The sequence below is a fragment of the Streptomyces sp. NPDC048197 genome, assembly GCF_043202395.1.
GTDB classification, from domain to species: Bacteria; Actinomycetota; Actinomycetes; order Streptomycetales; family Streptomycetaceae; genus Streptomyces; species Streptomyces siderophoricus.
Genome location: NZ_JBIDAJ010000008.1, coordinates 58,116 through 81,288, shown reverse-complemented (window position 1 = coordinate 81,288; position 23,173 = coordinate 58,116). Strand labels below are relative to the sequence as shown.

Below are 23,173 nucleotides of genomic sequence, written 5' to 3'. Positions count from 1 at the left end.
CAGGCGTGCAGGTTCGTGCAGGTTTCCCCATCCGGGGCCGGGTGGAGCGGCTAACCCGGAGATGCGGTGAGATGGGGCCATGACGAGTACTGACGCAATCGTGGTGCCGGGACTGTACGTTGGCTATCCCGGGGTGGCCTTCGGCGGCTATGTCGCCGGCCTGCTGGCGGAGCGATCCGAGGCGAAGACGGTACGGGTGGACTTCCGCGGCCCGGTGCCGACGGAAGTGCCCGTGCGGATCGCCGAAACCGCGGGAGGGGGCGTGGAACTGGGCGAGAACGAGCGACCCCTCGCCACTGCGCGCCCCGCCGAGCTGCTGCTCGACACGCCGGCCCCGCCCTCCTGGGACGAGGCGGTTGCCGCGGCCGAGAGGTTCCGGGCGGCACCGCCGTCGGGTGTGGTCGACTGCTTCGGCTGCGGTCTGCGACCCGCTGACCGTGGCCTGCGGATGCACCCCACGCCGGTGCCGGGTCGCGAAGTGGTGGCCACTGCCTGGGTCCCGTCGCCCGTTTTCGCCGGCCCGGACGGCCTCCTCCCGAACCGACTGGTCTGGGGCGCTCTGGACTGCCCGGGAAACTGGGCGGGCCGCCTCCTCGGCACCCAGCGTCCGGGCGCGGTGACCGCAGCCCTCACCGGGACGATCCTGCGGCCGGTCACCACAGGTGAGCCGTACACGGCGTACGCGTGGCTGCTGTCGGAGTCCGGCCGCAAGCACATGACGGGCGTGGCGCTCACCACCGCGGAGGGCGAACTGTGCGCCGTCTCCGAGGCGCTGTGGATCGATCCCCGGCCGGCGCCCTGAACCAAGGGCCGTCGACACCGTACGGGGCCGGCAGCGCGCTCGCCGCACTACCTATCGCCTGACCGCCGGCCACGACGTCGTCCTGGACCGATCTCATCCGCCGATGGCGTCCGTGAGAACGGTGCGGATCCGTTCGACGAGGGGGTTGGTGTCCTCGGCCCGCCACACCAGGTGCAAGGTGGTCGAGGTCCCGGCCAGTGGCCGCGGGGTCACTCCGATGCGGCGCAGCGCACGGTGCGAATCGGCGAGCACCGCTGCTCCGAACTTGGCCGCGACCAGGGCCAGGAGGGTCTGCACACTACGGCCTTCCGCTCCGATCTGCGGCACGACACCGGCGCCGTGGCAGAGCGCGATGATCTCGTCGTAGGACCGCGGTGAGACCTCCCGCGGCCAGATGACCAGGGGGATCTGGCCCAGTGCGGTGAGCGGGGCGGGTTCGGAGGGGTAGGCCAGCGGGTGGCCGGCGGGCAGGAACAACGTCAGCGGTTCACGCCACCACTCCTGGGTGGCCAGCCGGGCATCGCGCGCCGGAAGGCGCTGCACCGCGAGGTCGTAACGCCCCTCCAGCACACCGGTCGACATCTCGGTATCGTTGAAGCTCTCCTCCAACTGCAGTTGTACGCGGGGGAGTTCACGTCGCACGCGACCCAGCGCCGCGCCGAGCGGTCCGTTGATGCCCGAACCGGCGAAGGTCACGACCAGTCGCCCGGTCATGCCCTGTGCGGCCAGTCGCACGTCCTTCAGGGCGGCCTCCGCCTCGGCGAGCACGGTGGCCGCACGCCGTACCAGAACCTGGCCGGCCTGCGTCGGCGTCAGCCCACGTCCCTGCCTGACGAACAGCTTGATCCCCAACTGCCGTTCCATCTCGCTCAGTTGACGACTGAGGGTGGGCTGCGTCAGATGCAGCCGCCGGGCCGCACCGCTGATACTGCCCTCTTCCGTGATCGCCACCGCATAGCCGAGTAGCCTTAGCTCCATCCATACCTCCCAGGCATGGGAAGTATAGGCAGTAATGCCTGTGGAGCAGATGAGGGCGCCGCTCAGGCCAGGCTGGACACAGCGCACCGGACGGAACCGGGACGCGCACCTGGCTCTGAGGAGAAACCATGAACCGCGAGGACCGCTACGCATACGGCATGAAGGTGCTGGAGCAGGTTGACGGCGAGGCGGGACAGCGAATCGTCGACTCCCTCGCAGACACCTCACCGGAGTTGGGCCACCAGGTGGTGGCCTGGGCGTTCGGCGACATGTATTCCCGTCCCGAACTTCTCCCGCGTGCACGGCAGTTGGTCACCCTGGGTGTGCTCACCGCGCTCGGTGGCTGCGAAATCGAGCTGGAGGTGCACATCAACGCGGCACTCAACGTCGGCCTGACTGCCACCGAGATCTCCGAGGCGCTTCTGCACTCGGCCGTCTACTGCGGCATGCCGAGGTCGATCAACGCCACACTCGTCGCCAAGAAGGTCTTCGCCGAACGTGGTCTGCTCCCCCTCACCAACCTCGGCTGACCCGCCCCAAGCCTCCCGGCGGGCGAAAAGGTCTTCGTACTGGACGTCTCGCCGGGTTGCTCCTCGGGCACGTCATTGTCGCCGCGCCTTGAGCCACCGGATGCATGAGGAAACCCGCGGCGTCGGGCCGGACATGGCGATGCGCCGCAGGACCGGACCCCTGCGGCGCATCGTGGCGGGCGCCGGTGAGTGACGTCAGCTCTCACCGGCGGTGGGGCTTATCAGTGGTGACCCCAGTGGCCGTGGTGACCCCAGGACCTGGAGTCGACGATGCGACGGTGGTCGTTGCGCAGGGTCGCGGTGTCGGAGTAGTTGTCCCAGAAGTAGTTGCGGCGGTCCTGGAACAGGTCGTTGCGGTTGTCGCGGCCGATGCCGGTGTGGACGCGGACCTGGCTGTGGCCGGCCAGCCGGACGTTGCCGAAGCGGTAGCTGTGTCCGGTCTTGTCGGAGAGGGTCCAGCCCTTGATGGTCACCGGCCAGCGGCTGGTGTTGCGGAGGGTGACCCATTCGGCGTTCAGACTCCGGTTGGAGTTGTCATCGCGGCCGGGGCTGTCGTACTGGATCGGCCCGAGCACCACCGCGGAGCGCACCCGGTGGTGCCAGCCCGGGGCGTGGTGGCCGCGGTGGTGGTCGGCCGCGGCGGCGGGCAGCGCGGCGGTGGCGGCCAGAGCCGCAGCCCCCGCTACGGCGACGGCGATGCGCGAAGCGTGACGGAACACGAAATCCCCTCCTGAGGCACCCCGATGCAGGTGCCGGAAAGAAACCGGAAGCCCGGCCGGTTTGACCGGGCCCCCACACAGTGACCCCACGTCATGCCTTGCCGGAAGAATTCAGGTTTGGTGTTACAAAACACAGACATTTACACAACCTCTCCACGCCAGGCGCACACTCCCCCGCCTTCGCCCACCCCAACGCGACGCCCCCTACACCCATCCAGACGCCCCAAGGGGTTACCCGCGGCAGCACCGCCGCCGGACTCCGGACGCGAGCCGGCTCAGCCACCGCGGGGGCTGGAGCTGCTGGTAATACGCGCTCCCCGGATGGGCGCCCGCACACCGGGCCGCTCAGGGGCCGAGGTAGGAGTGGAAGAGGTTTTCCGGGTCCCAACGGGCCTTTGTTTCGGCGAGGCAGTCCCAGGCCGCCGGTGTGTACGAGGCCTCGGCCCGGGGGCCGCCGGCCTCCAGATCGGCCTCCGCGATGTAGTGCCGGCCGTCGCCGCGCGGGTCCACCGCGGCCATGGCCTCCCGAAGCCAGCGGTCGTTCGCCGCGTCGTCGGCCGGCTCGTCCCAGATCGCGTAGCAGACCAGATAGGAGGCGCCGAGCGGGGCGAAGGCCATGTTGCTCAGCAGCGCCGGGTCCTCGGAGACCGGTTGCACGGGCGCGAGCACCAGCGACTTGCCGGAGGGCGCGGTGGCCACCGCATCCACCAGTCGGGTGAGCTGGGTGTGGTAGTTCTCCGGGGCCCACAGGGTGTCAGCGCCGTAACGATGGCCCGGTGGCCAGACCGCGCTCGCGCCCTCGTGCAGAGCGGCGTACGAGGCCGGTGCGGGCGGCTCCCCAGCGACTTGGAGCGCGCCGAAGGGGCATTCGGTGAAAGGCTTGAGGGCCTGCCGGGCCGTCTCGGGTGAGGGTGCGAAGGCCGTGGCGGCAACCGTGATGCGGGGCCCCGCGGGGACCGATGCCGTCGCCGGGCCGGACGCCGCGAGTACGAAAGCGGTCTCCACATACGGCGGCAGCCCGCGCGCGATCGGCTCCGCCCACTGTGTGACCCGGGCGGTGTCGGCCAGCGGGAAGGTGCAGCTGGTCGTCATGATCGACACGGGGTGGGGGTGCAGGGCGAGCCGGAAGCGGGTGACGATGCCGCAGAAACCCGGTCCGGCGCCGCGCGCGGCCCAGAACAGGTCGGGGTGCCGGCTCTCGCTGCAGTCGACGGTCCGTCCGTCGGCGGTGACCACCCGGACCTCCAGGACGTCGGCGCAGGAGGCGCCCCAGGCCCGGGAGTTCCAGCCGAGGCCGCCGCTGAGCAGGAACCCGCCCACCGCGACGGTGGGGCAGTGGCCGACCGGGAAGGCCAGTTGGTGCGGGGTGAGGGCGGCGACCAGCTCCTGGCCGGTGACGGCGGGCCCGACGACGGCCGTCGGAGGGCCGGGGCCGTCGGCCGGGGTCAGGGTGCACTCGCGGCGCAGTCGGGAGAGGTCGAGCAGCAGCCCGTCGTCGCGGAGCGGGGCGCCGGACCAGTTGTGCCCGCCGGAGCGGGTGGAGAGGCGCAGCCCTTGGTCGCGGGCGTAGCTGACGGCCCGTACGACGTCGCTCTCCGAGGCGGCCTGCACGATGACGTCGGGGAGCCGCGCCGGTGTGACGCGGTTCCAGACCATGTCGGCCCGGGTGTCCTCGTACGCGGCATCACCCCGGCGGATCAGGGTCCCGTCGAGGTCCGGCGCGGACACCGGTGTCCATCGGCCCATGTCGCCTCCTCGATGCGCAGCGGACCGTCAGGAGCGTCAGTGGGTGATCAGGGCGAAGACGGCGAGGGACACGAGGTAGCAGAGCGCCACGGCGGCGATGCCCCCCATCTGTGACCGGCGGCCGAGGGTCCTGCCGGGCGCGAGCCAGAACCCGAGAGCCCTGTTCACCAGCGGCATCAGAAGCCAGGTCAGCGCACTGACGCTGAGGATGTTCGAGAGGAACATCGCGAGGTAGAGAGGGAATTTGACGCGGTTCAGCGCGTCTCCGAGGGTCAGCGTGAGCACCATGACGGTCGGGTAGAGCGCCAGGAGCACGGTCATCGCCTGTTTCCAGTTGGGCGGCGCGCCCTCACCGTTGCCGTGGCCGAACCTGAACCAGCCGCTGAATGCCGAGCTGACCTTGCGCACGTCATAGGCGGTGAAGTACTTGCGCCCCTCCTCAAGGAGCACGGCGCGCACGTCCGATGCGAGCCAGTCATCGAGATGCTCGCGGGAGTCGAACCGGAAGACGACCACCCAGTGTTGCTGCACGCCCTCGACCGGCTGGAAGAGTTCGGAGCCCATGAATCCCGGGGCCTTCTCCTGGGCCTTGAGCGTCTTCTCCTGCCATTTGAGGAAGCCCTGTTCGCGTCCTGGTTTGACGTCGTGCGAAATGACGGCGGTGACGGCCTTCGGCGTCTCCTGTGCCGGACTGCCGCCGCGCAGCACCTCCTGGGTCGGAGGCCCTTCGAAGAGTCCGTGCGCTTCCTTGAGCAGCGCCGCCCGCCGGTCCGAATCCAGCCAGGCCGTCAGGTGGTCCACTCCGGAAAACCGGAATACAGTGACCCATTCATTTGCGCCACCGGCACCGGGTGGGTATACCTCGGCGCCCACGAAACCCTCGAATTCACGGGCCGCATGGTTGGTTCTGTCCTGCCAGCGCCGGTACTCATCGGCCCGGCCTTCGCGGACCTTTTGCGAGGTCACCACGGTGGCAATGTCGGCCGAGGAGTCACGGCTTGCACGGGCACTCACCTTGAGTAGCCTAGTACATAAGGCATTTAAACGGCAAATGGGGCATTTAATTTCCGGTTCTCGGAAAGGCCGATTGGCCGACGTCGAGGGAGACTCCGCTATGGAACACAAAGAGCTCATGGCCGAGGCAGTACGACTCGCCACAGAGTCCGTCGAAAAGGGCTGGGGCGGCCCCTTCGGGGCGGTACTCGCACGCGATGGCGAGATCATCGCCCGCGGGCAGAACCGCGTACTGCTGACCGGCGATCCCACCGCCCATGCCGAGGTGGAGACCATCCGGAAGGCCGTGCAGACGCTCAACCCCGAGGCGCCGTCCATCTCCCCGGACCATCAGAACGAGACCACGCTGGAGTACGTCCCACGCCCCGAGGGCTCGCCGGACCCCGTTCCCGAACGCGCCCGTATGCTGCAGGGCTGCTCGATCTACATCAGCGGCGCCCCCTGCCCGATGTGCATGAGCGCCATCTACTGGTCGCGGATCGACGAGGTCTACTTCGGCTGCGATCTGGAGGAAACCCGGAAAATCGGCTTCGACGACTCGTTCCAGTACGAGGACTTCACCAAACCGCTCGACCAGCGCCGGATCAAGATCAAGCAGATCTACCCCGAGCTGGGCTCCAAGGCCTACGCGGCATGGACGAACCGGCAGGAGCGGCATTCGTACTAGGAGCGGCTGCTCTCCCAAGTTCCTGTCACTGCACGGCGTTCAGGACCTTCCGCAAGCGTCGGCCGCCGCGGTCACCGGACGCGGATGACGCTCTTTCCGCGGGTGGCGCCGGTGGCCAGGTTCGCGATTGCGGTCTTTACGTCGGCGAGCTCGTGTTCGGCGGTGATGTCGATGCGCACCGAGCCGTCGGCCACCAGCGCCAGCGCTCCGGCGGCACTGTCGGCCAGTCGGTCCGGGTGGGTCCGGCTCAGCAGGTTGCTGTTGTAGGTCATCACTGACTGCCCGTTCATGAGCAGGTCGTTCGTCGAGAGGTCGACCGGGTCGAAGGTGGCGATGTTGCCGTAGACCACGAGCCGGCCGTGTGGCGCCAGGAGCGCCAGGCTTGCGGTGCGGGTGGGTCCCCCGACGGGGTCGAGGATGGCGTCGAAGGTCTCCTCGCCGAGAGCCTGCGGGAACTCCGCACGCGTCAGCACCTGGTGATAGCCGAACTGGCGGGCATAGGCGGCCCGGTCGGCGTCGCCGGCCACGCCGATGATGCGCCTCGCTCCCGCCGCGGCGGCGAACTGGGCCGCCAGGGTGCCGACTCCGCCGGACGCCGCATGGATCAGCACGCTGTCGCCGGAGCCGATTCCGGCGACGGTGTTGATCAGGTCGTAGGCGGTCGGGGCGATCCAGCCGAACCCGCCCGCGGTACGGACATCGACGCTCTCCGCGGCGATCGCCAGGGCGGACGGCGCGAGGACGACCTCGGCGAAACCGCCTCCACCGACCAGGGCGACGACCTGTTCCCCCACCCGGTCCTCCGGCACCCCCTCGCCGACCGCGGTGATCCGGCCCGCGACCTCGAAGCCGGGCACGAACGGCCGCGGGATGGGGAAGTGCCCGTCCCGCACCAGCACATCGCCCCACTGGACGCCCGCATAGGCGACCTGTACAGCCACCTCGCCCGGCCCGCGTACCGGGGCGGGGACCTCGGTCAGACGGAAGTGATCGTCGGCACCCAGGACAACAGCCTTCATCGCGCTTCAACCTCCTGCGTTGACTCAGTAACCTGATACTGCCGAACCTAAGAGTCTCAGGTAGCTGAGTCAAGTAAGGGAGTTGAGATATGTCCGAGGTGCCTGTCGAGGAGTACCTGTGCACCCGCCTTCGCCGCGCGGAGCAGGCGCTGATGGCACACCACGAGGCGGTTCTGCGTACCTATGGGCTCACCATGACCCAGTACACGGTGCTCCTGACGCTCTCCCGCGCGGACGGCCGGTCCGGCGCTCAACTCGCCCGGGCCTGCGGCGTCTCCCAGCAGAGCATGGCGACTGTCCTGAACGGCATGCAGACCAAGGAACTCATCAGCCGCAAAGCCTCCGCGGCCCACGCGAAGGTCATGATCGCCACCCTCACCGACACCGGGCGGGACCTGCTCGACCGGGCGTACCAGGAGGTCATCGTGCTGGAACGCGCCCTCACCGACCGCTTCAGCGCCGACGAACACCGCCAATTCTGCGAGTTCCTCGACCGCGCCACAGCCACCCTCGTCGAGCAGACCCCGACAGCCCCGGCACGCTGACGCCGGCGCGGACCGGGAGCCCGGCAGCACGTGGTCCGGCGTGTCGGGAAGGAGAAATGCGGGGCACCGACTGAACCGAAGAGCGGGGCCTCACATCTTCCTGCACGATAACCGGAAACCAACCCCCCACCGGTTCATGCGCCGCCGTGCGCCACCCCTGCCGCACGGCGTCCCCGATGTTTGCAACGATCGAAGAGACAATTCCTCACTCGCCCACGGGGAGCGAGGACGACGCCCGACGCCCGACGCCCCAGGAAGAATGAGGAATCGCGGTATGCGCTTGGTCGCGCCTGACGGTCCGGCACCTTCGGAATCGGCACTCGGGCGCCCCAGACTCTATGTGCTCGACGGGCTGCGGTTCGTGGCAGCACTGATGGTCCTCGGCTACCACTACCTCACCCTTCGCGACGGGTGGGGCAACGATCCGCAGGCGTTCTCACCGGAGCTCTACCACGTCGCACAGTTCGGCTGGCTGGGTGTCGAAGTCTTCTTCCTGATCAGCGGATTCGTCATCTGCATGAGCGCGTGGAGACGCACCCTCGGCGATTTCGTGAAGTCCCGGGTTTCGCGCCTTTATCCCGCTTACTGGGTCGCCGTCCTCCTGACGGCTTCGGTCCTGACGCTGTGGCCCCGCGTACGCAGTGCGGACAGTCTGGAGACGGTGCTGACCAACCTCACCATGCTGCAGCAAGGCGTGGGGGTGTCCGATCTCGACGATGTCTATTGGTCGTTGTTCATCGAGCTGAAGTTCTACCTGCTCTTCGCTCTCGTCGTCTACAAGGGCGTCACCTACCGCAGATGCGTACTGTTCTGCGGCCTGTGGACGGTGGCCGGTGTGGTCGCCTACAAGGCCGACACCAGCTTCCTTTCGGTGTGGGCCATCGCACCGTACTCCCCGTATTTCATCGCGGGAATCGCCTTCTACCTGATGCACCGCTTCCGGCCCACCATGCTGCTGTGGGCGATCGTCGCGGTCGAATTCCTGCTGGCCCAGCACTATGTCAAGGGCCGCGTGGTGATGAACCTCGGGGACAAGGCCGCGACCGCACACGACTGGCCGGCACGCATCGGAGTGCTGTTGGCCTTCCTCCTCATGGCGGCCATCGCCCTGGGGGTGTTCGACGGAGTGCGGTGGCGCTGGCTGAGTCGGGCCGGCTCATTGACGTACCCGCTTTATCTGCTGCACATGTACATCGGTTTCACGCTCATCGCCCTCCTGCGGCACCGTCTACCGGCCCCCGTACTGCTCATGTCGATCATCGCCCTCATGCTGGTGCTCTCGTACGCCGTCAACCGGTGGGTGGAGCGTTCTGTGGGTGCCTGGTTGCGCGACGGGATCGACAAGGGGTTGCAGGAGATGCGCCGCGGATCCCGGGCGGCTCCGGCGGCGGAGCGACCCGGGGCGTGGCGCGCGGGCCGGCAAGGTGTCGCCCGCTCCGAGGAGAGCGAGGGGAAGAGCCTCGCCTGCGCGGAGCAGGTGGACCGCACGGAGAAGGAGAGTGACCGGGTGGGGACACTCTCCTGACGGCGGGCCAGCTCCGCTCATTCCTCTTCCAGGAGGGCTACCTGAGCGTCCAGCGTTGGGATTTGCCCCCGGTGCACGGCGCGGTGGAGACGCGGTCGTTCGCCATCCGCGCGAGGCACTTGTGGCTGACGCTGTTCCTGATCAGAACGGGTTCGGTTTCGTCGATTTGCCACTGTGCTGCCTGGTCAGCGGCGGCACAGGGTTTCATGGTCAGTCGGTCGTTGCGCAGCGTCAGGCACAGCTTGGTCGCCACCTGCCGCAACGCGGTGTACTCGTAGTCGTCGTTCCAGTGCCACCTTTGGTAGTCGGTGCCGTTGCAGTTGAAGACGTAGGGACCGTAGTCGGCCCGGAAGTCCAGGCACGGCTTGTCCGTGGCTTGATTCCGGAAACCGGTGGTGCGCGGTATCGCGTTCGCCGGTGTGCTGCTCAGGCCCACCATGAGCGCGATGCCCGCCCCCACGGCGGCCAGCCTCTTCCAGAGCATGAGTTCCCCCTCTGCTCGACGCGTCCGACGAGATGCTAGCGAGATCCCTTCCCGACGGGTCCGGAACGGGCAGACCTCCACATCTCTCCCCCAATGGCGCCCATCACCTCGCCGGCGCACCCCGGCGCGAAGACGCTGCGAGGACGTGCCACATCCCATCCGTCACTCGCTTCACGGTCCTCGGTGTTTCGGCCAATCCCCGCCCCCGTCGCAACGGCCGTAGCGCCGCGCCCAGGACGTCAACTCCTTGCGTTTCCAGGGTCCCAGGCAGTCCGGAATCGAGCGCGTTCGATTCCGTCGGCCCGTCGTTATGCCGTGCACCGCCGAGCCATCCAGGCGCGGCGCCCGCCCCAGGGAGGATGCAGATGACTGTGACCGACGCCTCGACCGCCCACGCGGAGAATCCGCCCCCTCCCCCGCCGGCCACCCTCACCTTCGAAGGCAAACACGGCAAGAATCCGCTGGCCGAAGCCAGTTTCGCCGCCATGTGCCGGCGCCTGCCGGCTGTGCTCGCTCACACCGCGCGGATGGCCTGGTCCGTCGACAAACCCGCGGTCGCACTGTTGCTGATCTGCCAGCTCCTCACGGGCGCCTCGGCCGCCATGGTGCTCGGGTTCACCGCGAAGGCCATGACCCACCTCCTCGGGCCGGGCACCGTGTCCCCACGCCTGCACGCCGCGCTGCCCGCCCTGATCGTGGTGGCAGCCACCGCGGGCGTGGGCCGCATCAGCAGCGCGCTGTCGTCCTACGCCGACGGACGGATCACCCCTCTGCTGATGACCGAGGCGGATGTCGCGCTGGTCTCCGCCGTGTGCCGGGTCGAGGCGTCCGCCTACGGGGAGAGCGGATTCGCCGACCGGCAGGAAGCCGCCGAAGTCGGCGTCACGCGCACCCGGATGATGGTGCAGGACGCCCAGCGCTTCATGGCCTCCCTGATCCGCATGATCGCCGCGAGCAGCGTCATCACCGCCCTGCACTGGATGATGCTCCCGCTGCTCCTGCTCGCCGTCATCCCCGCCGGCACCGGCGCGGTGCTCTGCGCCCGCGTCGACTACGAGACCCACTACGCCAACGTGGGCGACCGCAACGTCCGCGGCATGATGCGCTGGTGGGCCACCTACTCCCGGCACGGCGACGAAGTCCGGGCCAACGGCATGACCGGCTACCTCACCTTCTGGTACCGCGCCCTGTCCGAACGCATCGACAAACGGACCCTGAGCGCCGCGCCCCGCATGCTGCGCATCGTCCTCGTGACCAGTGCGGTCGGTGGAGCGTTCCTCCTGGCCACCTGGGCGACCCTGGCCTGGCTGGCCACCACCGGCCGGGTCGCCCTGCCCGTCGCGGCCACCGCGGTCGTCGCCGTCCAGACGACACTGGCCGCGCTGTCCCAATTCGTCATCTACGGCGCCGCGTTGTTCCACACCTCCCTGTACCTCGCCGACATGCGCGGTTTCCTCGACATGGCCGCCGAGCGTGCGCCGAAGCGTGGCGAGCTGACCATCCCCGACCGCGTGGAGGAGATCCGCCTCGATGAGGTGGTGTACCGGTACCCCGGAAAGGACGAGCCGGCGGTCAACGGGGTGTCCCTCACGCTGCGCCGCGGCGAGATCCTGGCCATCGTCGGCGAGAACGGCTCGGGCAAGTCCACGCTGGCCAAACTCATCACCGGAATCCTGCTGGCCGACAAGGGCAACGTCGTGTGGGACGGCATCGACCTCGCCCATGCGCACCCGGACGCCGTATGGAAACGCACCGCACTGGTCCCGCAGAACTTCGCCTGCTGGCCCCTGCGGACACGGGAGAACATCACCCTCGGACAGCCCAAGACATGGGACGACGAGGCGGTGTGGGAGGCCGTGGACGCGGTGGGGATGCGCGCGGCGATCGAGAAGCTGCCCCGGCAGCTCGACACCCTGCTCGCTCGGGAACTCTTCGGCGGGGTGGAGCTGTCCGGAGGACAGTGGCAGCGCCTGGTGTGCGGACGTGCTCTCTACCGGCGCACGCCCCTGTTGATCCTGGACGAACCGACCTCGCAGATGGACCCGCGCGGCGAACACCAGATCTTCCTGGAGGTCAAACGCATTGCCGCCGAGCGCATGACGATCGTCGTCACCCATCAGCTGGAGAACACCCGGCTGGCGGACCGCATCCTCGTGATGCGCGACGGTCGGGTCATCGAGCAGGGCGGATACGACGAACTGGTCCACGCGGGCGGGTTGTTCGCCGAACTCGTCGCGCTGGCCAAGGACCGGTGACGGCCGCCATGCCGGCTCTTACGTGAGGTCGAATCCGCTCATGCTCTGAACCGCGGGTGTGCGGTCAAGGCGACCGGAAGGAGCTGTGGGAGGAGTGCGCTATTGCCCCACCCGGCCGTCGATGCGTTCGCGCAGCAGATCGGCGTGCCCACAGTGGCGGGCGTACTCCTCGATCCGGTGGACCAACAGCTCCCGGACGGAGTTACCGTCGCGTCCCACCCGCGCACCCAGATCCGGGTACCCGTCCAGCACCGCATCGGTTGCCGCCTGTTCGCGGGCGAGATCGGCGAATGCGCCCTCGACCAGTTCCTGTTCCGCAACGGCTCCCTCGAAGTCGCCGTCATCCGCCCCGTACAGCTTCGGGGCCGGGTCGCCGGGCAGGATCCAGTTGCGCCAGTCCCGCTCCACCTCGGCAAGATGGCGGACCAGTCCCAGCAAGGACATGGTCGACGGCGGCACCGAGCGGCACGCCAGTTGGGCCGGTTCCAAACCCTCGCACTTCATCCGGAGGGCCAGTCGGTAGCCGCTCAGGAAGTCCTGCAGCGTCGCCAACTCACCGTCCGGGCTGGCTCCGCCACTGTTGCGCGGGTCCTCGTCGGGGTCTGCCCACATATCGGGGTAGACGCTGGCCCTGCTCCACCGCTCGGGTACGTCGCTCACCGGTTCATGGTCCTGAGCTGTGCTCCGACGGGCAAGCGATTAATGAGCAACTCCCCGATGTACACGCATAGTTACCAGCCGCGGCTGACACGCCGATCAAAGGCCCCCGCACGACAACAGCGGCCGCATCACAGAGCAACAACCGCCCTGCTGCCGGTGATTGAATGCATCGGGGAGAGGGACTTTGGGGCAAGGGTTTGGAGGTGGGCGCGGCATGAGCACTCTCACCGCCCGGGTCATCCGCACCGCGCGGCTGGACCTGCTGCCCCTTCGCGTCGAGCACGCCGAAGAGATGGCAGCGGTACTGTCGGATCCGGTGCTGCACACCTTCATCGGCGGCTCCCCGGACACCCCACAAGCCCTGCGCTCGCGCTACCGGCGGATGACCGCGGGCTCACCCGATCCGGCCGTCTCCTGGCTCAACTGGGTGATCCGGCTGCGTGACGAGGACTGCCTGACGGGCACGGTCCAGGCGACGGTCGGTCCCTCCGGGCACGGCTCCCTCGCCGAGATCGCCTGGGTGGTGGGGACCCCGTGGCAGGGAAGAGGCATCGCCACCGAAGCAGCCCGAGGACTCGTCGACTGGCTCGGCCACCAGCCCGTGCAGGCCGTCATCGCCCACATCCACCCCGACCATCAGGCATCAACCGCCGTCGCCACCGCAGCCGGGCTCACGCCCACCGACGCATGGCACGAGGGCGAGATCCGATGGTTGCGCCGGCAGGAGTAGCGGGCGACTACCTCACCACCCAATCCGCAGGCCTTCACGATGCGTCAAGGCAGCACAGCGGCGATGCGCGCCTGGTTCACGGTGCGATGGTCAATACCTGGTCCACCGGGCGGCGCGGGGTGCGGGGTCCCTGTGGGCCGTAGCCCAGGCGGAGGAGCATGTGGACGTACCCGGAGCCCGTGACCGGGTCGCGCAGGATCCAACGCAGGTCGGGCCATTCGACGGGCTGCGTCGCGAACGAACCGGCGACTCCCTCGGAGGTGGCCACGAGCAGTACGCGTTCGAGTGCCTGGCCGGCGCGCAGCCAGTCGGCGGGGCCGTCTCCGGCGGTGCTGAGCGAGGCCAGTTGGGGGCTCTTCTCGAAGTCGGCGTAGCCACGGTCGGGCACGGCGTGCCGGCCGGCGAAGTCCCGGACGGGAGTGTCGCCGGCGCGTTTGCGCGGGCCGAAGGCGTAGGCCGGGATGCCGTCGTCGGCGGACGGTCCGGTGCCGGTGTCGCGGGTCCAGCCGTGTTGTTCGGCGTCCCGGGCGTCGTCCATGCGGTTGTAGCCCTCGGCGTGCTTGATCAGGTCCAGTACGGTCTCGCGGTGCGCGGCGGTGAGGAAGCTCAGCTGTGCGCCTTCCCGGGCCGCGGCCTCGGTCAGGGCGGTGCGGACGCTCTCCGGGATCTGCCGCTCGGTGAACGGGTAGCGGCTGGTGTGGCGTTCGCGGATCGCCGGGTGGAGGTCGGGGAGGGCTTCGTCGGCGTGGCCGTGCGGGTCGTCCAGGCGCACGGTCGCCAGCAGTGCCGGGCTGTCCGGGTCGGGCAGCAGCGTGGTCCAGGTGCGGTGGCCGGCATGGGCCGCAGCCACCCGCAGGTTCAGCAGCGCCGCTCCGCAGCCCAGGTGCATGCCGCGGGTTGTCGGATCGGCCTGCGGTATCGCGCGGTCCAGGTCGGCGGAGAGGGTGAACGTGCGGCTGTGGCGGGCGTAGCGGAAGCGCCACGGCTGGGCGTTGTGCATGGACGGCGCGGTGACCGCGTCGGCGACCAGGCTCGTGACCAGGGTGTCGTCGAGGATCTTGGTGAACACCGGGTGCCTCCCGAACCGGCAGGGTGGATCGCTGAACCTCTTCAGCGTCGCCGGTGCGGCCGGGCCCGCGTCAGGGGCCGTAGGGCCCTGTCCGTGGGCCACCCGGGCCTTTTCGGGCCTGCCGGCCACCGCTCGGGGGCCGATCGGCTCATCCCCCGGCCGGTCCGCTGCGGCCAGGCTGGAGCAGCAGCCGAACCAGCAGCGGGACCAGCAGCCGGCGAAGTGCATGCCACGTCGGGGCCGCCCGGGCGGAAGGAGCCGGAGATGGAACACCGCACGATAGGCGAGCTCATGACGAGGAAGGTCGTCAGCGTGCAGCTCGATACGCCGTTCAAGGACATCGCGCAGGTCCTCGCCGACCACGCGGTGAGCGCCGTACCGGTCCTCGACGCCCTCGGCCGACCGGCCGGCATCGTGTCGGAGGCCGATCTGTTGCGGAAGGCGGCCGACCGGTCGGACCTCTCCGGCAGGACGCCCGTGCCCCATCTGGAGGCGTGGGAGCGGGCCCGGGCCGAGGGGCGCACCGCCGGTGAGCTGATGTCCGCGCCGGCCGTGTGCGCGCACCCGGAATGGACGGTGGTGGAGGCGGCACGGTTGATGGAGGTCCAGAACGTCAAGCGTCTCCCCGTGGTCGACGAGGCGGATGTGCTGCTGGGCATCGTCAGCCGAAGCGACCTCCTGCGCGTCTTCCTGCGCAAGGACAAGGCCATCGAGGACGAGATCACTCATGAGGTCATCGGACGCACCGCACGCCTCGGTGCCTCGGGAGTGACCGCCGAAGTGGCCCGGGGTCAGGTCGCGCTGCACGGTTCGGTGGACGAGCCGCTGCTGGTCCCCGTGCTCGTGCGCATGTGCGCCGGCGTCGACGGCGTCGTCGCGGTCTCCGAGGACCTGCGGCCGGCCATGGCCGCCGGTCCGGCCGGATCCGTCGGACGGAGCTCGCCCATCGGACGGAGTTCGACCCAGGCATGAAGCGTCTCGGGCGTGAAGCGTCTCGGGCGTAGGCCGGACCAGACCGCTCACGGCGGGGCCGGCATGGTGGTCGCCCCCGGCGCGCACATGTCGGCCAGCCGGTGCCGGGTGGCCTGGAGGCGGCGTGCGAGCACGCCGAGGACCCGGCGGGTCACTGCCAGGCCGAGATCCCGGTCCGCCTCGCACAGCGCACGCACTGCCGTGGCGTCGAACTCGTAGGCGCGTACCGGGGTGGCCGCCTCCGCGCCCATGCGCCAGGTGTACGGCGGGACCAGCCAGGACCAGCCGACCAGGTCGCCGTGCCCGAGCATGTCGACGACCGTCGGGGGGCCGGGCGCGATGTGGACGTCCAGGTTCACCGAGCCGGTTCGGATGATCCAGAACCGGTCGGCGAGTCCGTGCTCGTCGAAGATCCGCTCCCCTGCCGGGAACGACACTTCATGGGCGAATCGCATCAGGCGTTCCCGCCCTTCGGCCGGCAGCGCTGTGAGCAGTGGCTCCGTGGTCATGACGGTTGCTCCCGGTTTCCGGCCGGCGGCGTGCGGGCCGGCCTTCCGCAAGTCGGTCAACCTTCAGCGTGCGCACGCGGACGGTGTTCCGGGCAGGGGCTGTTCGGCGCGGGCCGGTGGGCCGAACAGCCCAGTTCGCGGCGCCCCTGGCCGCCCGGCGACGGGCCGCCGGACGGGAGCCGGGCCCGCACCGCCACCCGGCCCCCGTCCGGGCCCACTCGGCCCATGGGATCCGTTCCGGGCTGCGGCGATGCTGGAACGAGGAAGCCGGTATCCGGGCCCTGGGTGCGCGGAGGTACGTCATGGGCGGGTCTGTTGTCGTAGGTCTGGACGGCACCGGGAACAGCGTGCCGGCCGTGCGCTGGGGTGCCGCGGAGGCGGCGGCCCGGGGCCTTCCGCTGCACCTCCTCCATTCCTGGGTCTCGCAGCCGCTGGACGTCCCCGGCGCCCTCGCGGCCACGGACCGGCAGCGCTTCGGGCACGAGGTGCTCGGAGCGGCCGAAGCCATGGCGCACGAGCTGCATCCGGACGTGGCGGTGACGACCGAGCAGGTCTCGGAGCACGCGGTCGAGGCGTTGGTGGACCGCAGTGGTCTGGCCACGATGATGGTGCTCGGATCGCGCGGGCACGGCGCGATCGCCGGCTTCCTGCTCGGTTCGGTCAGCCTGCATGTCCTGGGGCGCGCACAGTGCCCGGTGGTGACCGTGCGCGAGGAGGAGAGCGCCGCCTACGAGCGGCCCGAAGTCGTGGTCGGCGTCCAGGAAGCCGGCTCGCGGGGCGAGGCGGTCCTGGAGTTCGCGTTCGTTGCCGCCGAAGCCCATCACACGCGCCTGCGTGCCGTGCGGGCCTGGGAGCCACCGGTGGTGGAGTGCGTGCCCACCACCGTGCCTCCGGTGGACGAAGCGGAACTCGCGGCAGCGGAGGAGCGGAAGCTCGCCGAGGTTCTGGCGCCCTGGCGGGCGAAGTTCCCCGATGTCGACGTCGTGGCACACCTGCAACGAGGCCGGATCACCCCGGTCCTGCTGGAGTCCTGTTCCCGGGCGAGTCTGCTGGTCGTGGGGCGGCGCGTGCAGCGGACGCCGATGCTGCTCGGACCCGTCGTGTTCGCCGTGCTGCACCATTCCCGCTGCCCCGTGGCGGTCGTGCCGCGGATCTGAACGGCCGCCCGGACGCGCCGTTACGGGCCGGGGCCGAAGGCCCCTCAGTCGTGGGGGACCACTGCCACCGGACAGGTGGCGTGGTGCATCGCGGCGTGCGCGACCGGGCCGACCCGGGGTGCGAAGCGCGGATGGTTCCTCCTCCGGCCGACGACCAGGAGCTCGGCGCCCGGGACCGTCTGCACCATGGCCCGGGTCGGGTTCTCCGGCAGCACGGTCAGGCGCACCGGTACGTCGGGGAAGCGCTCCCGCCAGGGGCGGATCGCCTCCCTCAGCTCACCGTCCGCCTCCTTGGCGATTTCCTCCGCCACCTCCGGTTCGATCCCCCACGGCACGTAGGCGGTTGCCGGAAGCGCACGTCCGTGCACGGCCTGCAGGGGCAGGCCGCGGCTCGCCGCGGTGTCGAAGGCGAAGTCGAGGAGGGGGTCGCAGGGCCCGTTCAGGCTCACCCCTACGACGATGCGCGGCTCCGCGACGTGTCCCTCGGAGCGCGGTGCCTCGGTGGACCAGCCCCCGCGGACGAGCACGACCGGCCGATCGGCCTGGCCCACGACGTCCAGGCTGACATCGCCGAGCACATAGCTCTCCCATGCCGTCAGGGCACGGGTCCCGAGCACGACCATCCGCGAATCGTTCGCCGCGTACAGCAGCGCCGGCAACGGCTCCGAACCGACCAGGTCCTCGATGACCTGGACGTGGGGGTGGCGGTCCTGCACCTCTTCCCGTGCCCGGCGCACGATCCCCCGGGCGCCGGCGTTCTGGTCGCGATCGGGAGGCGTGTCGGGTGCTTCGGCGGCCAGCAGGACCCAGGCATGGAGGAGTCGCAGCACGCAGCGCCGCCGGTCCGCTTCGTCAGCTGCCCACTGTGCCGCTGCCAGACTCTCCGGGGAGCCGTCGAGCCCCACCGTGATCACTTCCGGCTCCATGGCTGTCCTTCTTCCAGCGAGGAGGGGGTACGGGTCGCGATGCACCCGTCCCACGTGTCGAGCCTGCTGAATGCTCTCCCGGCCGGCAATGAGCCGAAGGGTGCCGTCAGGAGGCCGAACGGCCCACCACCGCGCCGTCCGACCGGTCCGGCGCCGCATACGCCCGGCACGAACGTGCTCGTCCCGCCGCGGTCACTACCGTAGAAGGTGTGGCCGCGGATGCCGGGGCGGCCACCGCGGAGGACATCGTGGCTGGCGAGAGGCCTGACCGAGGCGACGGGGCGCACCTCAGCCTGGGTGCGTTGCCCCACGATCTGCAGGAGCGGCTCCGGGCGATCGAAGCCACCTCGGACCGGTCGCCGCATCTGCTGCTGGAAGCGGTCATGTCCGTGGGCGGCAGGCTGGAGCTGTCGCAGGTGCTGCGCCGCATCGTCGAGGTCGCGGTCGTCCTCGTGGACGCCGAGTACGGGGCACTCGGGGTGATCGGCGAGGACACCCGGATCGCCCAGTTCCTGACCGTCGGGATCCCCGACGCGCAGGCCGAGGCGATCGGTCATTTTCCGGAGGGGCACGGAATTCTGGGTGAGCTGATCCGCCACCCCACGCCGCTGCGCCTGACGGAGCTCGCCGACCATCCCGCGTCGTACGGACTCCCGCCGGGCCACCCGCCGATGCACTCCTTCCTCGGGGTGCCGATCCGGGTCGGCGAGGAGGTGTTCGGCAATCTCTACCTCACCGAGAAGCGCGGCGGCCGCCCCTTCGACGTCGCGGACGAGACGGTGCTCGCGACGCTGGCCGTGGCGGCCGGTGTGGCCATCGATCACGCCCGTCTGTACGACGAGGTCCGCTACCGGGGGCAGTGGCTGGAGGCGAACAGTGAGATCGTCGCCGGTCTTCTGCCCGGGCCTGGTGAGAACGACGTCCTCGAAATGATCCTCGGCCACGCCGTGCGCATTCTCGCGGCGGATCTCGGCGCGCTGGCCCTGCCGGTCGACGACGACCACGTGAGCGTCGCACTCGCCGTCGGTGTGGAGGCCGATGCCCATCGCGGTCTGGTCCTCCCCCTCGACGGCTCCTTCGTCGGTACGGCGCTCCGCACCGGACGCCCGCTGACCAGCCTCGATGTCGAGCATGACCGGAGGATCACGGCCGGTCCGCCCCGCTGGAGCGGTCTGGGGCCCGCGATCGCCGTGCCGATGATCACCGGCGACCGGGTGCGGGGCGCGCTGCTGCTGGCCCGGATCCGCGGCCGCGATCCGTTCACCGAGCCGGAGACCGCACCGCTCCTGACGTTCGCGGGCCAGGCAGCCCTCGCCATGGAGATGGCCGACCAGCGCCGGGCCGCCGAACAGCTGGCGCTGCTGAAGGACCATGAACGCATCGCCCGCGACCTGCACGATCTGGCCATCCAGCGCCTCTTCGCCACGGGCATGACGCTGCAGAGCACGCTGCGTTTCGTCGATCATCCGGAGGCCGGTGAGCGGCTGATGCGGGCGGTCGACGATCTGGACGAGACCATCAAGATCATTCGTTCCACCATCTTCGGGCTCCGCGCCCACGAGTCCGCCCGTGTCTCCCACGGCCTGCGGGCCCGCACGGTCAGCGCCGTGGAACGGGCCGGGCAGGCACTGGGCTTCGCGCCGTCGCTCCGTATGGAAGGCCTCCTGGACACCGAGGTGCCTGCGGAGATCTCCGAGCAGGTACTGGCCGTGCTCGACGAGGGGTTGAGCAATACCGCGCGGCATGCGCACGCCGGTGCTGTGGCGGTGTCCCTGGTCCTCCATGACCGGACGCTGACCCTGACCGTCCAGGACGACGGGGTGGGCATCCCGGCGGGCGGCCGACGCAGCGGTCTGCGCAACCTGGCCGAGCGGGCCGAGAGTCTGGGGGGCGCGATGGGCGTCGAGACACCGGTGGGGGGTGGCACCCGACTGGTGTGGCGAGTGCCGGTGCCCGCCGGGTGACGCGCTCCCGCACGCCTCGGCCGCCTCGCGTGTCCCGGCCGTGCCGCCTCAGCCGTGCTGCCGGCCGGACGCCCGGTCCGGGGCGGGGGCGACCTGGGTGGCGAGCACGGCCGCCTGGATGCGCCGCTCCACGCCGAGCTTGGCAAGCATGCGGGAGATGTGGTTCTTGACGGTCTTCTCCGAAAGGTAGAGCCGCTTGCCGATCTGACGATTCGTCAGACCTTCGCCGATCAGGCCGAGGATCTCCGTCTCCCGGGGAGAGAGGCTCGCCAGCGCACCGGCTTCGGACTGCTCTTCGGCCTCCTCGCCCCGCAGCGTGCTCATCAGCCGCGCGGTCGTCGCCGGGTCGAGCATCGAGCGTCCGGAGGCGATCGTGCGCACCGCGGCGACGAGGTCCGCACCCTTGATCTCCTTCAGGACGTACCCGGCCGCACCGGCCATGATCGCGTCCAGCAGCGCCTCGTCGTCGTCGAACGAGGTGAGCATCAGACAGGCCAGACCCGGCATGCGCGAGCGCAGCTCCCGGCAGACGGACACCCCGTCACCGTCCGGCAGCCGCACGTCGAGCACCGCCACGTCCGGCCGCAGCGCGGGTCCGCGGGCCAGCGCATGGTTCGCGGACCCCGCGTCGCCCACCACCTCGATGTCCGGTTCGGCATCCAGCAGGTCCTCGACGCCACGGCGGACCACCTCGTGATCGTCCACGAGGAACACACGGATCGGTCGCTGAGGTGAGAAGCCGGCTGCCTCGCTCATGGCGTCCTCCGGGCTGGTGGTACGGGCCGACGCCGCCTACCCCCATCGTGAATCACGCCCGAGGGCGGCGCCAGGCCCGGGCGGTCCCTCCCGTCCACCGGTGATTCCCCACGCGTCTCCCGATAAGTCCGTTCGGCCCTCGCCCGCGCGCACCGGGTGTGCCACGCTCGGAGGGCAAGGCGAGAGAGGTGTGCCATGCCTCTGACGAAGATCCGGTGGTTGTGGCTGCGTAACCCGCTCAAGCGCGGCACGGACGTGGCGGAGTCCTGGCTGCTGCTGATCACAGGGGCGCTGATCGCGGTGCTGGCCCCGGCCGGCGGGGTGGTGGCCGCCGGTGTCGTGAGCCGTGCGGCGGAGCAGGAGAGCCACGCGTCGGTGCCGGTGTCCGCAGTCCTCACGGAGGACGCCCCCACGGTCATCGGTGTGGATTCCCCGGGCGGCGCCGCCGGCCGGGTTCATGCCACGGTGCGGTGGACGGCACGGGACGGCACGGTGCGGACCGGAGTGACGGCCGTGCAGCCCGGCCTGCGGGCCGGCGACCGGACCACCGCACGGGTCGACCGGCACGGGTCCCTGCTGACGGACCCGGTCACTCCCGAAGACGCCGTCGTCCAGAGCATCGCGGTCGGGATCGTGGCCGCGTCCACCACCGGTTTGCTGCTGATCGGCGCGGACAAGGCCGGAGTCGTCCTGCTGAACCACCGGCGTTACACCCAGTGGGAGAAGGACTGGGCGGAAACAGACGCCCAGGGACGGCACCGGCAGCCCTGAGCCACGGCCGGGTGCCGGCGGTTCTGCGGAGCGTTCGCCGAGCTACTACCCAGGCCGGCGGTACGGCGCCTCCCGCGCCGAGGTCAAACGATTGACCACCGCGGTGACCCCGTCGACCTGCCGGGTCATCTGCACCGCGACGGCCACCGCGCCACTGCTCTCCAGGTGCCCGCTGAGGGTCACCACCCCGTCGTGGACCACGACGTCCATGCTCTGCCGCCCCAACCACAGCGCCCGCACCACGATCTGGTCGATCACCTCCTGGCGGATGTCGGCATCCTGCCGGGCGAAGATCTGCAGCACGTCCCGCCGGGTGACCATGCCCACCAGGCGGGCCTCCTCGTCCACCACGGGGAGCCGTTCGACGCCGCACGCACACATGAGGCGGGCCGCACGGACGACGGAGTCGTCGGCGCGGACCGTACGGGCGGGAGCGGACATCACCGCGCCGGCGGTGAGCCTGCCGGCGCCGGCTCCCGAGCCCCGCCCGCGCGCCAGGTCCGTCCCGGAGATGACGCCGATCACCCGGTCCTCGGCATCGACCACGGGCAGCCCGTTGATGTCGTACTCCGCCAGCCACCGCGCGATGTCCTCGGTCAAGGTGTCCCGCCGCGCGCTGACGACGTCGTCCGTCATCACGCTGCCGACCCGTCGCTGCTTCATCTCGGCCCCGCCGCGGGCGGCTCCGTCGGGGCCGGAGTCATGGCCGTGACCTCCAGCGTCACGTCCACGACGCCCTCCACCGCCCGCACCAACCGGGCCGCGACGGGCAGCAGCGAGGCCACGGCGGAACTCCCCCGGAGCGTGACCACACCATCGGTGACCACGGTTTCCACGTCCGCGGCGGCGGCCGAGAACAGCCGGTCGATGACGTCGGCACGTACCTCCGCCGCCAGTTCCTCGTCCGAACGCAGGAAGACCTTCAGCAGGTCGGAACGGCTCACGATGCCCTGCAGCAACCCCTCACCGTCGACCACGGGAAGCCGCTTCACCGACTTGTGCGCCATCGTCCGAGCCGCCTGGGCGAGCGTGTCGCCGGGGTGCACCGTCAGGGCGGGAGCACTCATCAGGTCCCGGGCCGTCACACCGCCGGCCTTGCGCACATCGTCCAACCGCCGGGCCTGTTCGAGACGGCTGGGCGCGCTGCCCCGGAACTCTTCCTTCGGCAACAGGTCGGCCTCGGAGACAACGCCGATCACCCGCCCTTCCCCGGCCAGCACGGGCAGCGCGCTGACCTTCCACCGCTCCATGGTCTCGACGATCTCCTTGAACCGTGCCTCCTGCCCGACGGCCACCACGGCCTGCGTCATGACATCGCTGACGGTGTGCGGAGAGTGCTCCATGACGCCTCCTCGATACGGACCGCAGAAGCACG

24 protein-coding genes are annotated in these 23,173 nt (G+C 70.1%); 11 read left to right on the top strand and 13 right to left on the bottom strand.

Features of this window, described 5'->3' with window-relative positions; all coding sequences use genetic code 11:
- Nucleotides 1–79 precede the first annotated feature (79 nt).
- The gene (locus tag ACGF4C_RS13670) at nt 80–802 is read left to right on the top strand and encodes a PaaI family thioesterase (RefSeq protein WP_393566021.1); all 723 of its coding nucleotides are present in this window, start codon (nt 80–82) and stop codon (nt 800–802) included.
- 93 nt (nt 803–895) lie between these two features.
- On the opposite strand, the gene ACGF4C_RS13665 is transcribed toward ACGF4C_RS13670, so the two are convergent.
- Nucleotides 896–1,780 carry a LysR family transcriptional regulator gene (locus ACGF4C_RS13665; RefSeq protein ID WP_393566020.1) on the bottom strand — a complete coding sequence of 295 codons (885 nt, stop codon included), beginning with the start codon at nt 1,778–1,780 and terminating at the stop codon, nt 896–898.
- A gap of 128 nt (nt 1,781–1,908) precedes the next feature.
- Here ACGF4C_RS13665 and ACGF4C_RS13660 point away from each other — a divergent pair, with 128 nt between their 5' ends.
- Nucleotides 1,909–2,310 (top strand): carboxymuconolactone decarboxylase family protein, encoded by a 402-nt coding sequence (locus tag ACGF4C_RS13660; RefSeq protein ID WP_362134398.1) that lies wholly within the window; start codon nt 1,909–1,911, stop codon nt 2,308–2,310.
- A 221-nt stretch (nt 2,311–2,531) separates the two neighbouring features.
- On the opposite strand, the gene ACGF4C_RS13655 is transcribed toward ACGF4C_RS13660, so the two are convergent.
- From ACGF4C_RS13655 to ACGF4C_RS13645, 3 genes are all read right to left on the bottom strand, one after another.
- A complete protein-coding gene (locus tag ACGF4C_RS13655; protein ID WP_393566019.1) occupies nt 2,532–3,029 on the bottom strand; it encodes a lamin tail domain-containing protein in 498 nt (165 codons plus the stop codon).
- A 345-nt stretch (nt 3,030–3,374) separates the two neighbouring features.
- Complete coding sequence (locus tag ACGF4C_RS13650) at nt 3,375–4,775, bottom strand: FAD-binding oxidoreductase (RefSeq protein WP_393566017.1); 1,401 nt, start codon at nt 4,773–4,775, stop codon at nt 3,375–3,377.
- A 36-nt stretch (nt 4,776–4,811) separates the two neighbouring features.
- Nucleotides 4,812–5,789: an antibiotic biosynthesis monooxygenase gene (locus ACGF4C_RS13645; protein WP_393566015.1), complete on the bottom strand. Its 978-nt coding sequence runs from the start codon at nt 5,787–5,789 to the stop codon at nt 4,812–4,814.
- Between the two features lie 100 nt (nt 5,790–5,889).
- On the opposite strand from ACGF4C_RS13645, the gene ACGF4C_RS13640 reads away from it, so the two are divergent.
- Nucleotides 5,890–6,456: a nucleoside deaminase gene (locus tag ACGF4C_RS13640; RefSeq protein WP_393566013.1), complete on the top strand. Its 567-nt coding sequence runs from the start codon at nt 5,890–5,892 to the stop codon at nt 6,454–6,456.
- Nucleotides 6,457–6,527: 71 nt separating this feature from the next.
- Here the strand turns inward: ACGF4C_RS13640 and ACGF4C_RS13635 are convergent, their stop codons facing one another.
- Complete coding sequence (locus ACGF4C_RS13635) at nt 6,528–7,475, bottom strand: zinc-binding alcohol dehydrogenase family protein (protein ID WP_393566011.1); 948 nt, start codon at nt 7,473–7,475, stop codon at nt 6,528–6,530.
- Between the two features lie 89 nt (nt 7,476–7,564).
- Here ACGF4C_RS13635 and ACGF4C_RS13630 point away from each other — a divergent pair, with 89 nt between their 5' ends.
- Nucleotides 7,565–8,020: a MarR family winged helix-turn-helix transcriptional regulator gene (locus tag ACGF4C_RS13630; RefSeq protein WP_393566009.1), complete on the top strand. Its 456-nt coding sequence runs from the start codon at nt 7,565–7,567 to the stop codon at nt 8,018–8,020.
- A 361-nt stretch (nt 8,021–8,381) separates the two neighbouring features.
- The gene (locus ACGF4C_RS13625; RefSeq protein ID WP_393566008.1) at nt 8,382–9,545 is read left to right on the top strand and encodes an acyltransferase family protein; all 1,164 of its coding nucleotides are present in this window, start codon (nt 8,382–8,384) and stop codon (nt 9,543–9,545) included.
- Between the two features lie 37 nt (nt 9,546–9,582).
- Here the strand turns inward: ACGF4C_RS13625 and ACGF4C_RS13620 are convergent, their stop codons facing one another.
- Entirely contained in the window at nt 9,583–10,029 is a 447-nt protein-coding gene (locus ACGF4C_RS13620) for a ricin-type beta-trefoil lectin domain protein (RefSeq protein WP_393566006.1), read from the bottom strand.
- A 365-nt stretch (nt 10,030–10,394) separates the two neighbouring features.
- Between ACGF4C_RS13620 and ACGF4C_RS13615 the strand changes: the two genes are divergently transcribed.
- Nucleotides 10,395–12,284, top strand: a complete 1,890-nt coding sequence (locus ACGF4C_RS13615) for an ABC transporter ATP-binding protein (RefSeq protein WP_393566004.1) — start codon at nt 10,395–10,397, stop codon at nt 12,282–12,284.
- A 99-nt stretch (nt 12,285–12,383) separates the two neighbouring features.
- Here ACGF4C_RS13615 and ACGF4C_RS13610 read toward each other — a convergent pair whose 3' ends face one another.
- Nucleotides 12,384–12,944 carry a DinB family protein gene (locus ACGF4C_RS13610; protein ID WP_393566002.1) on the bottom strand — a complete coding sequence of 187 codons (561 nt, stop codon included), beginning with the start codon at nt 12,942–12,944 and terminating at the stop codon, nt 12,384–12,386.
- Nucleotides 12,945–13,158: 214 nt separating this feature from the next.
- On the opposite strand from ACGF4C_RS13610, the gene ACGF4C_RS13605 reads away from it, so the two are divergent.
- Nucleotides 13,159–13,674 carry a GNAT family N-acetyltransferase gene (locus ACGF4C_RS13605; protein WP_393566001.1) on the top strand — a complete coding sequence of 172 codons (516 nt, stop codon included), beginning with the start codon at nt 13,159–13,161 and terminating at the stop codon, nt 13,672–13,674.
- 76 nt (nt 13,675–13,750) lie between these two features.
- Here ACGF4C_RS13605 and ACGF4C_RS13600 read toward each other — a convergent pair whose 3' ends face one another.
- Nucleotides 13,751–14,743, bottom strand: a complete 993-nt coding sequence (locus tag ACGF4C_RS13600) for an Acg family FMN-binding oxidoreductase (protein ID WP_393565999.1) — start codon at nt 14,741–14,743, stop codon at nt 13,751–13,753.
- Nucleotides 14,744–15,007: 264 nt separating this feature from the next.
- On the opposite strand from ACGF4C_RS13600, the gene ACGF4C_RS13595 reads away from it, so the two are divergent.
- Nucleotides 15,008–15,715, top strand: a complete 708-nt coding sequence (locus ACGF4C_RS13595; protein WP_393565997.1) for a CBS domain-containing protein — start codon at nt 15,008–15,010, stop codon at nt 15,713–15,715.
- 47 nt (nt 15,716–15,762) lie between these two features.
- Here ACGF4C_RS13595 and ACGF4C_RS13590 read toward each other — a convergent pair whose 3' ends face one another.
- On the bottom strand, nt 15,763–16,224 hold the full coding sequence (locus ACGF4C_RS13590) for a Crp/Fnr family transcriptional regulator (RefSeq protein WP_393565995.1): 462 nt from the start codon (nt 16,222–16,224) through the stop codon (nt 15,763–15,765).
- Between the two features lie 302 nt (nt 16,225–16,526).
- On the opposite strand from ACGF4C_RS13590, the gene ACGF4C_RS13585 reads away from it, so the two are divergent.
- Nucleotides 16,527–17,381, top strand: a complete 855-nt coding sequence (locus ACGF4C_RS13585; protein ID WP_393565994.1) for a universal stress protein — start codon at nt 16,527–16,529, stop codon at nt 17,379–17,381.
- A 44-nt stretch (nt 17,382–17,425) separates the two neighbouring features.
- On the opposite strand, the gene ACGF4C_RS13580 is transcribed toward ACGF4C_RS13585, so the two are convergent.
- Entirely contained in the window at nt 17,426–18,307 is an 882-nt protein-coding gene (locus ACGF4C_RS13580) for a universal stress protein (RefSeq protein ID WP_393565993.1), read from the bottom strand.
- A gap of 302 nt (nt 18,308–18,609) precedes the next feature.
- On the opposite strand from ACGF4C_RS13580, the gene ACGF4C_RS13575 reads away from it, so the two are divergent.
- Nucleotides 18,610–20,271: a GAF domain-containing sensor histidine kinase gene (locus ACGF4C_RS13575; RefSeq protein WP_393565991.1), complete on the top strand. Its 1,662-nt coding sequence runs from the start codon at nt 18,610–18,612 to the stop codon at nt 20,269–20,271.
- A 48-nt stretch (nt 20,272–20,319) separates the two neighbouring features.
- Here ACGF4C_RS13575 and ACGF4C_RS13570 read toward each other — a convergent pair whose 3' ends face one another.
- Complete coding sequence (locus tag ACGF4C_RS13570) at nt 20,320–21,027, bottom strand: response regulator (protein ID WP_393565989.1); 708 nt, start codon at nt 21,025–21,027, stop codon at nt 20,320–20,322.
- Nucleotides 21,028–21,222: 195 nt separating this feature from the next.
- On the opposite strand from ACGF4C_RS13570, the gene ACGF4C_RS13565 reads away from it, so the two are divergent.
- The gene (locus ACGF4C_RS13565) at nt 21,223–21,798 is read left to right on the top strand and encodes a hypothetical protein (RefSeq protein ID WP_393565987.1); all 576 of its coding nucleotides are present in this window, start codon (nt 21,223–21,225) and stop codon (nt 21,796–21,798) included.
- Nucleotides 21,799–21,843: 45 nt separating this feature from the next.
- On the opposite strand, the gene ACGF4C_RS13560 is transcribed toward ACGF4C_RS13565, so the two are convergent.
- Nucleotides 21,844–22,461 carry a CBS domain-containing protein gene (locus ACGF4C_RS13560; protein WP_393565985.1) on the bottom strand — a complete coding sequence of 206 codons (618 nt, stop codon included), beginning with the start codon at nt 22,459–22,461 and terminating at the stop codon, nt 21,844–21,846.
- Nucleotides 22,458–23,141: a CBS domain-containing protein gene (locus tag ACGF4C_RS13555; protein ID WP_393565983.1), complete on the bottom strand. Its 684-nt coding sequence runs from the start codon at nt 23,139–23,141 to the stop codon at nt 22,458–22,460. The genes ACGF4C_RS13560 and ACGF4C_RS13555 overlap by 4 nt, the downstream gene beginning before the upstream one ends.
- Nucleotides 23,142–23,173: the final 32 nt, after the last annotated feature.

What these genes read in the sequence shown, in the direction of transcription:
- ACGF4C_RS13670 (WP_393566021.1), top strand. Translation starts at nt 80, where the DNA reads ATGACGAGTACTGACGCAATCGTGGTGCCGGGACTGTACGTTGGCTAT.
- ACGF4C_RS13665 (WP_393566020.1), bottom strand. Translation starts at nt 1,780, where the DNA reads ATGGAGCTAAGGCTACTCGGCTATGCGGTGGCGATCACGGAAGAGGGC.
- ACGF4C_RS13660 (WP_362134398.1), top strand. Translation starts at nt 1,909, where the DNA reads ATGAACCGCGAGGACCGCTACGCATACGGCATGAAGGTGCTGGAGCAG.
- ACGF4C_RS13650 (WP_393566017.1), bottom strand. Translation starts at nt 4,775, where the DNA reads ATGGGCCGATGGACACCGGTGTCCGCGCCGGACCTCGACGGGACCCTG.
- ACGF4C_RS13640 (WP_393566013.1), top strand. Translation starts at nt 5,890, where the DNA reads ATGGAACACAAAGAGCTCATGGCCGAGGCAGTACGACTCGCCACAGAG.
- ACGF4C_RS13635 (WP_393566011.1), bottom strand. Translation starts at nt 7,475, where the DNA reads ATGAAGGCTGTTGTCCTGGGTGCCGACGATCACTTCCGTCTGACCGAG.
- ACGF4C_RS13630 (WP_393566009.1), top strand. Translation starts at nt 7,565, where the DNA reads ATGTCCGAGGTGCCTGTCGAGGAGTACCTGTGCACCCGCCTTCGCCGC.
- ACGF4C_RS13620 (WP_393566006.1), bottom strand. Translation starts at nt 10,029, where the DNA reads ATGCTCTGGAAGAGGCTGGCCGCCGTGGGGGCGGGCATCGCGCTCATG.
- ACGF4C_RS13615 (WP_393566004.1), top strand. Translation starts at nt 10,395, where the DNA reads ATGACTGTGACCGACGCCTCGACCGCCCACGCGGAGAATCCGCCCCCT.
- ACGF4C_RS13605 (WP_393566001.1), top strand. Translation starts at nt 13,159, where the DNA reads ATGAGCACTCTCACCGCCCGGGTCATCCGCACCGCGCGGCTGGACCTG.
- ACGF4C_RS13595 (WP_393565997.1), top strand. Translation starts at nt 15,008, where the DNA reads ATGGAACACCGCACGATAGGCGAGCTCATGACGAGGAAGGTCGTCAGC.
- ACGF4C_RS13590 (WP_393565995.1), bottom strand. Translation starts at nt 16,224, where the DNA reads ATGACCACGGAGCCACTGCTCACAGCGCTGCCGGCCGAAGGGCGGGAA.
- ACGF4C_RS13585 (WP_393565994.1), top strand. Translation starts at nt 16,527, where the DNA reads ATGGGCGGGTCTGTTGTCGTAGGTCTGGACGGCACCGGGAACAGCGTG.
- ACGF4C_RS13580 (WP_393565993.1), bottom strand. Translation starts at nt 18,307, where the DNA reads ATGGAGCCGGAAGTGATCACGGTGGGGCTCGACGGCTCCCCGGAGAGT.
- ACGF4C_RS13570 (WP_393565989.1), bottom strand. Translation starts at nt 21,027, where the DNA reads ATGAGCGAGGCAGCCGGCTTCTCACCTCAGCGACCGATCCGTGTGTTC.
- ACGF4C_RS13565 (WP_393565987.1), top strand. Translation starts at nt 21,223, where the DNA reads ATGCCTCTGACGAAGATCCGGTGGTTGTGGCTGCGTAACCCGCTCAAG.
- ACGF4C_RS13560 (WP_393565985.1), bottom strand. Translation starts at nt 22,461, where the DNA reads ATGAAGCAGCGACGGGTCGGCAGCGTGATGACGGACGACGTCGTCAGC.
- ACGF4C_RS13555 (WP_393565983.1), bottom strand. Translation starts at nt 23,141, where the DNA reads ATGGAGCACTCTCCGCACACCGTCAGCGATGTCATGACGCAGGCCGTG.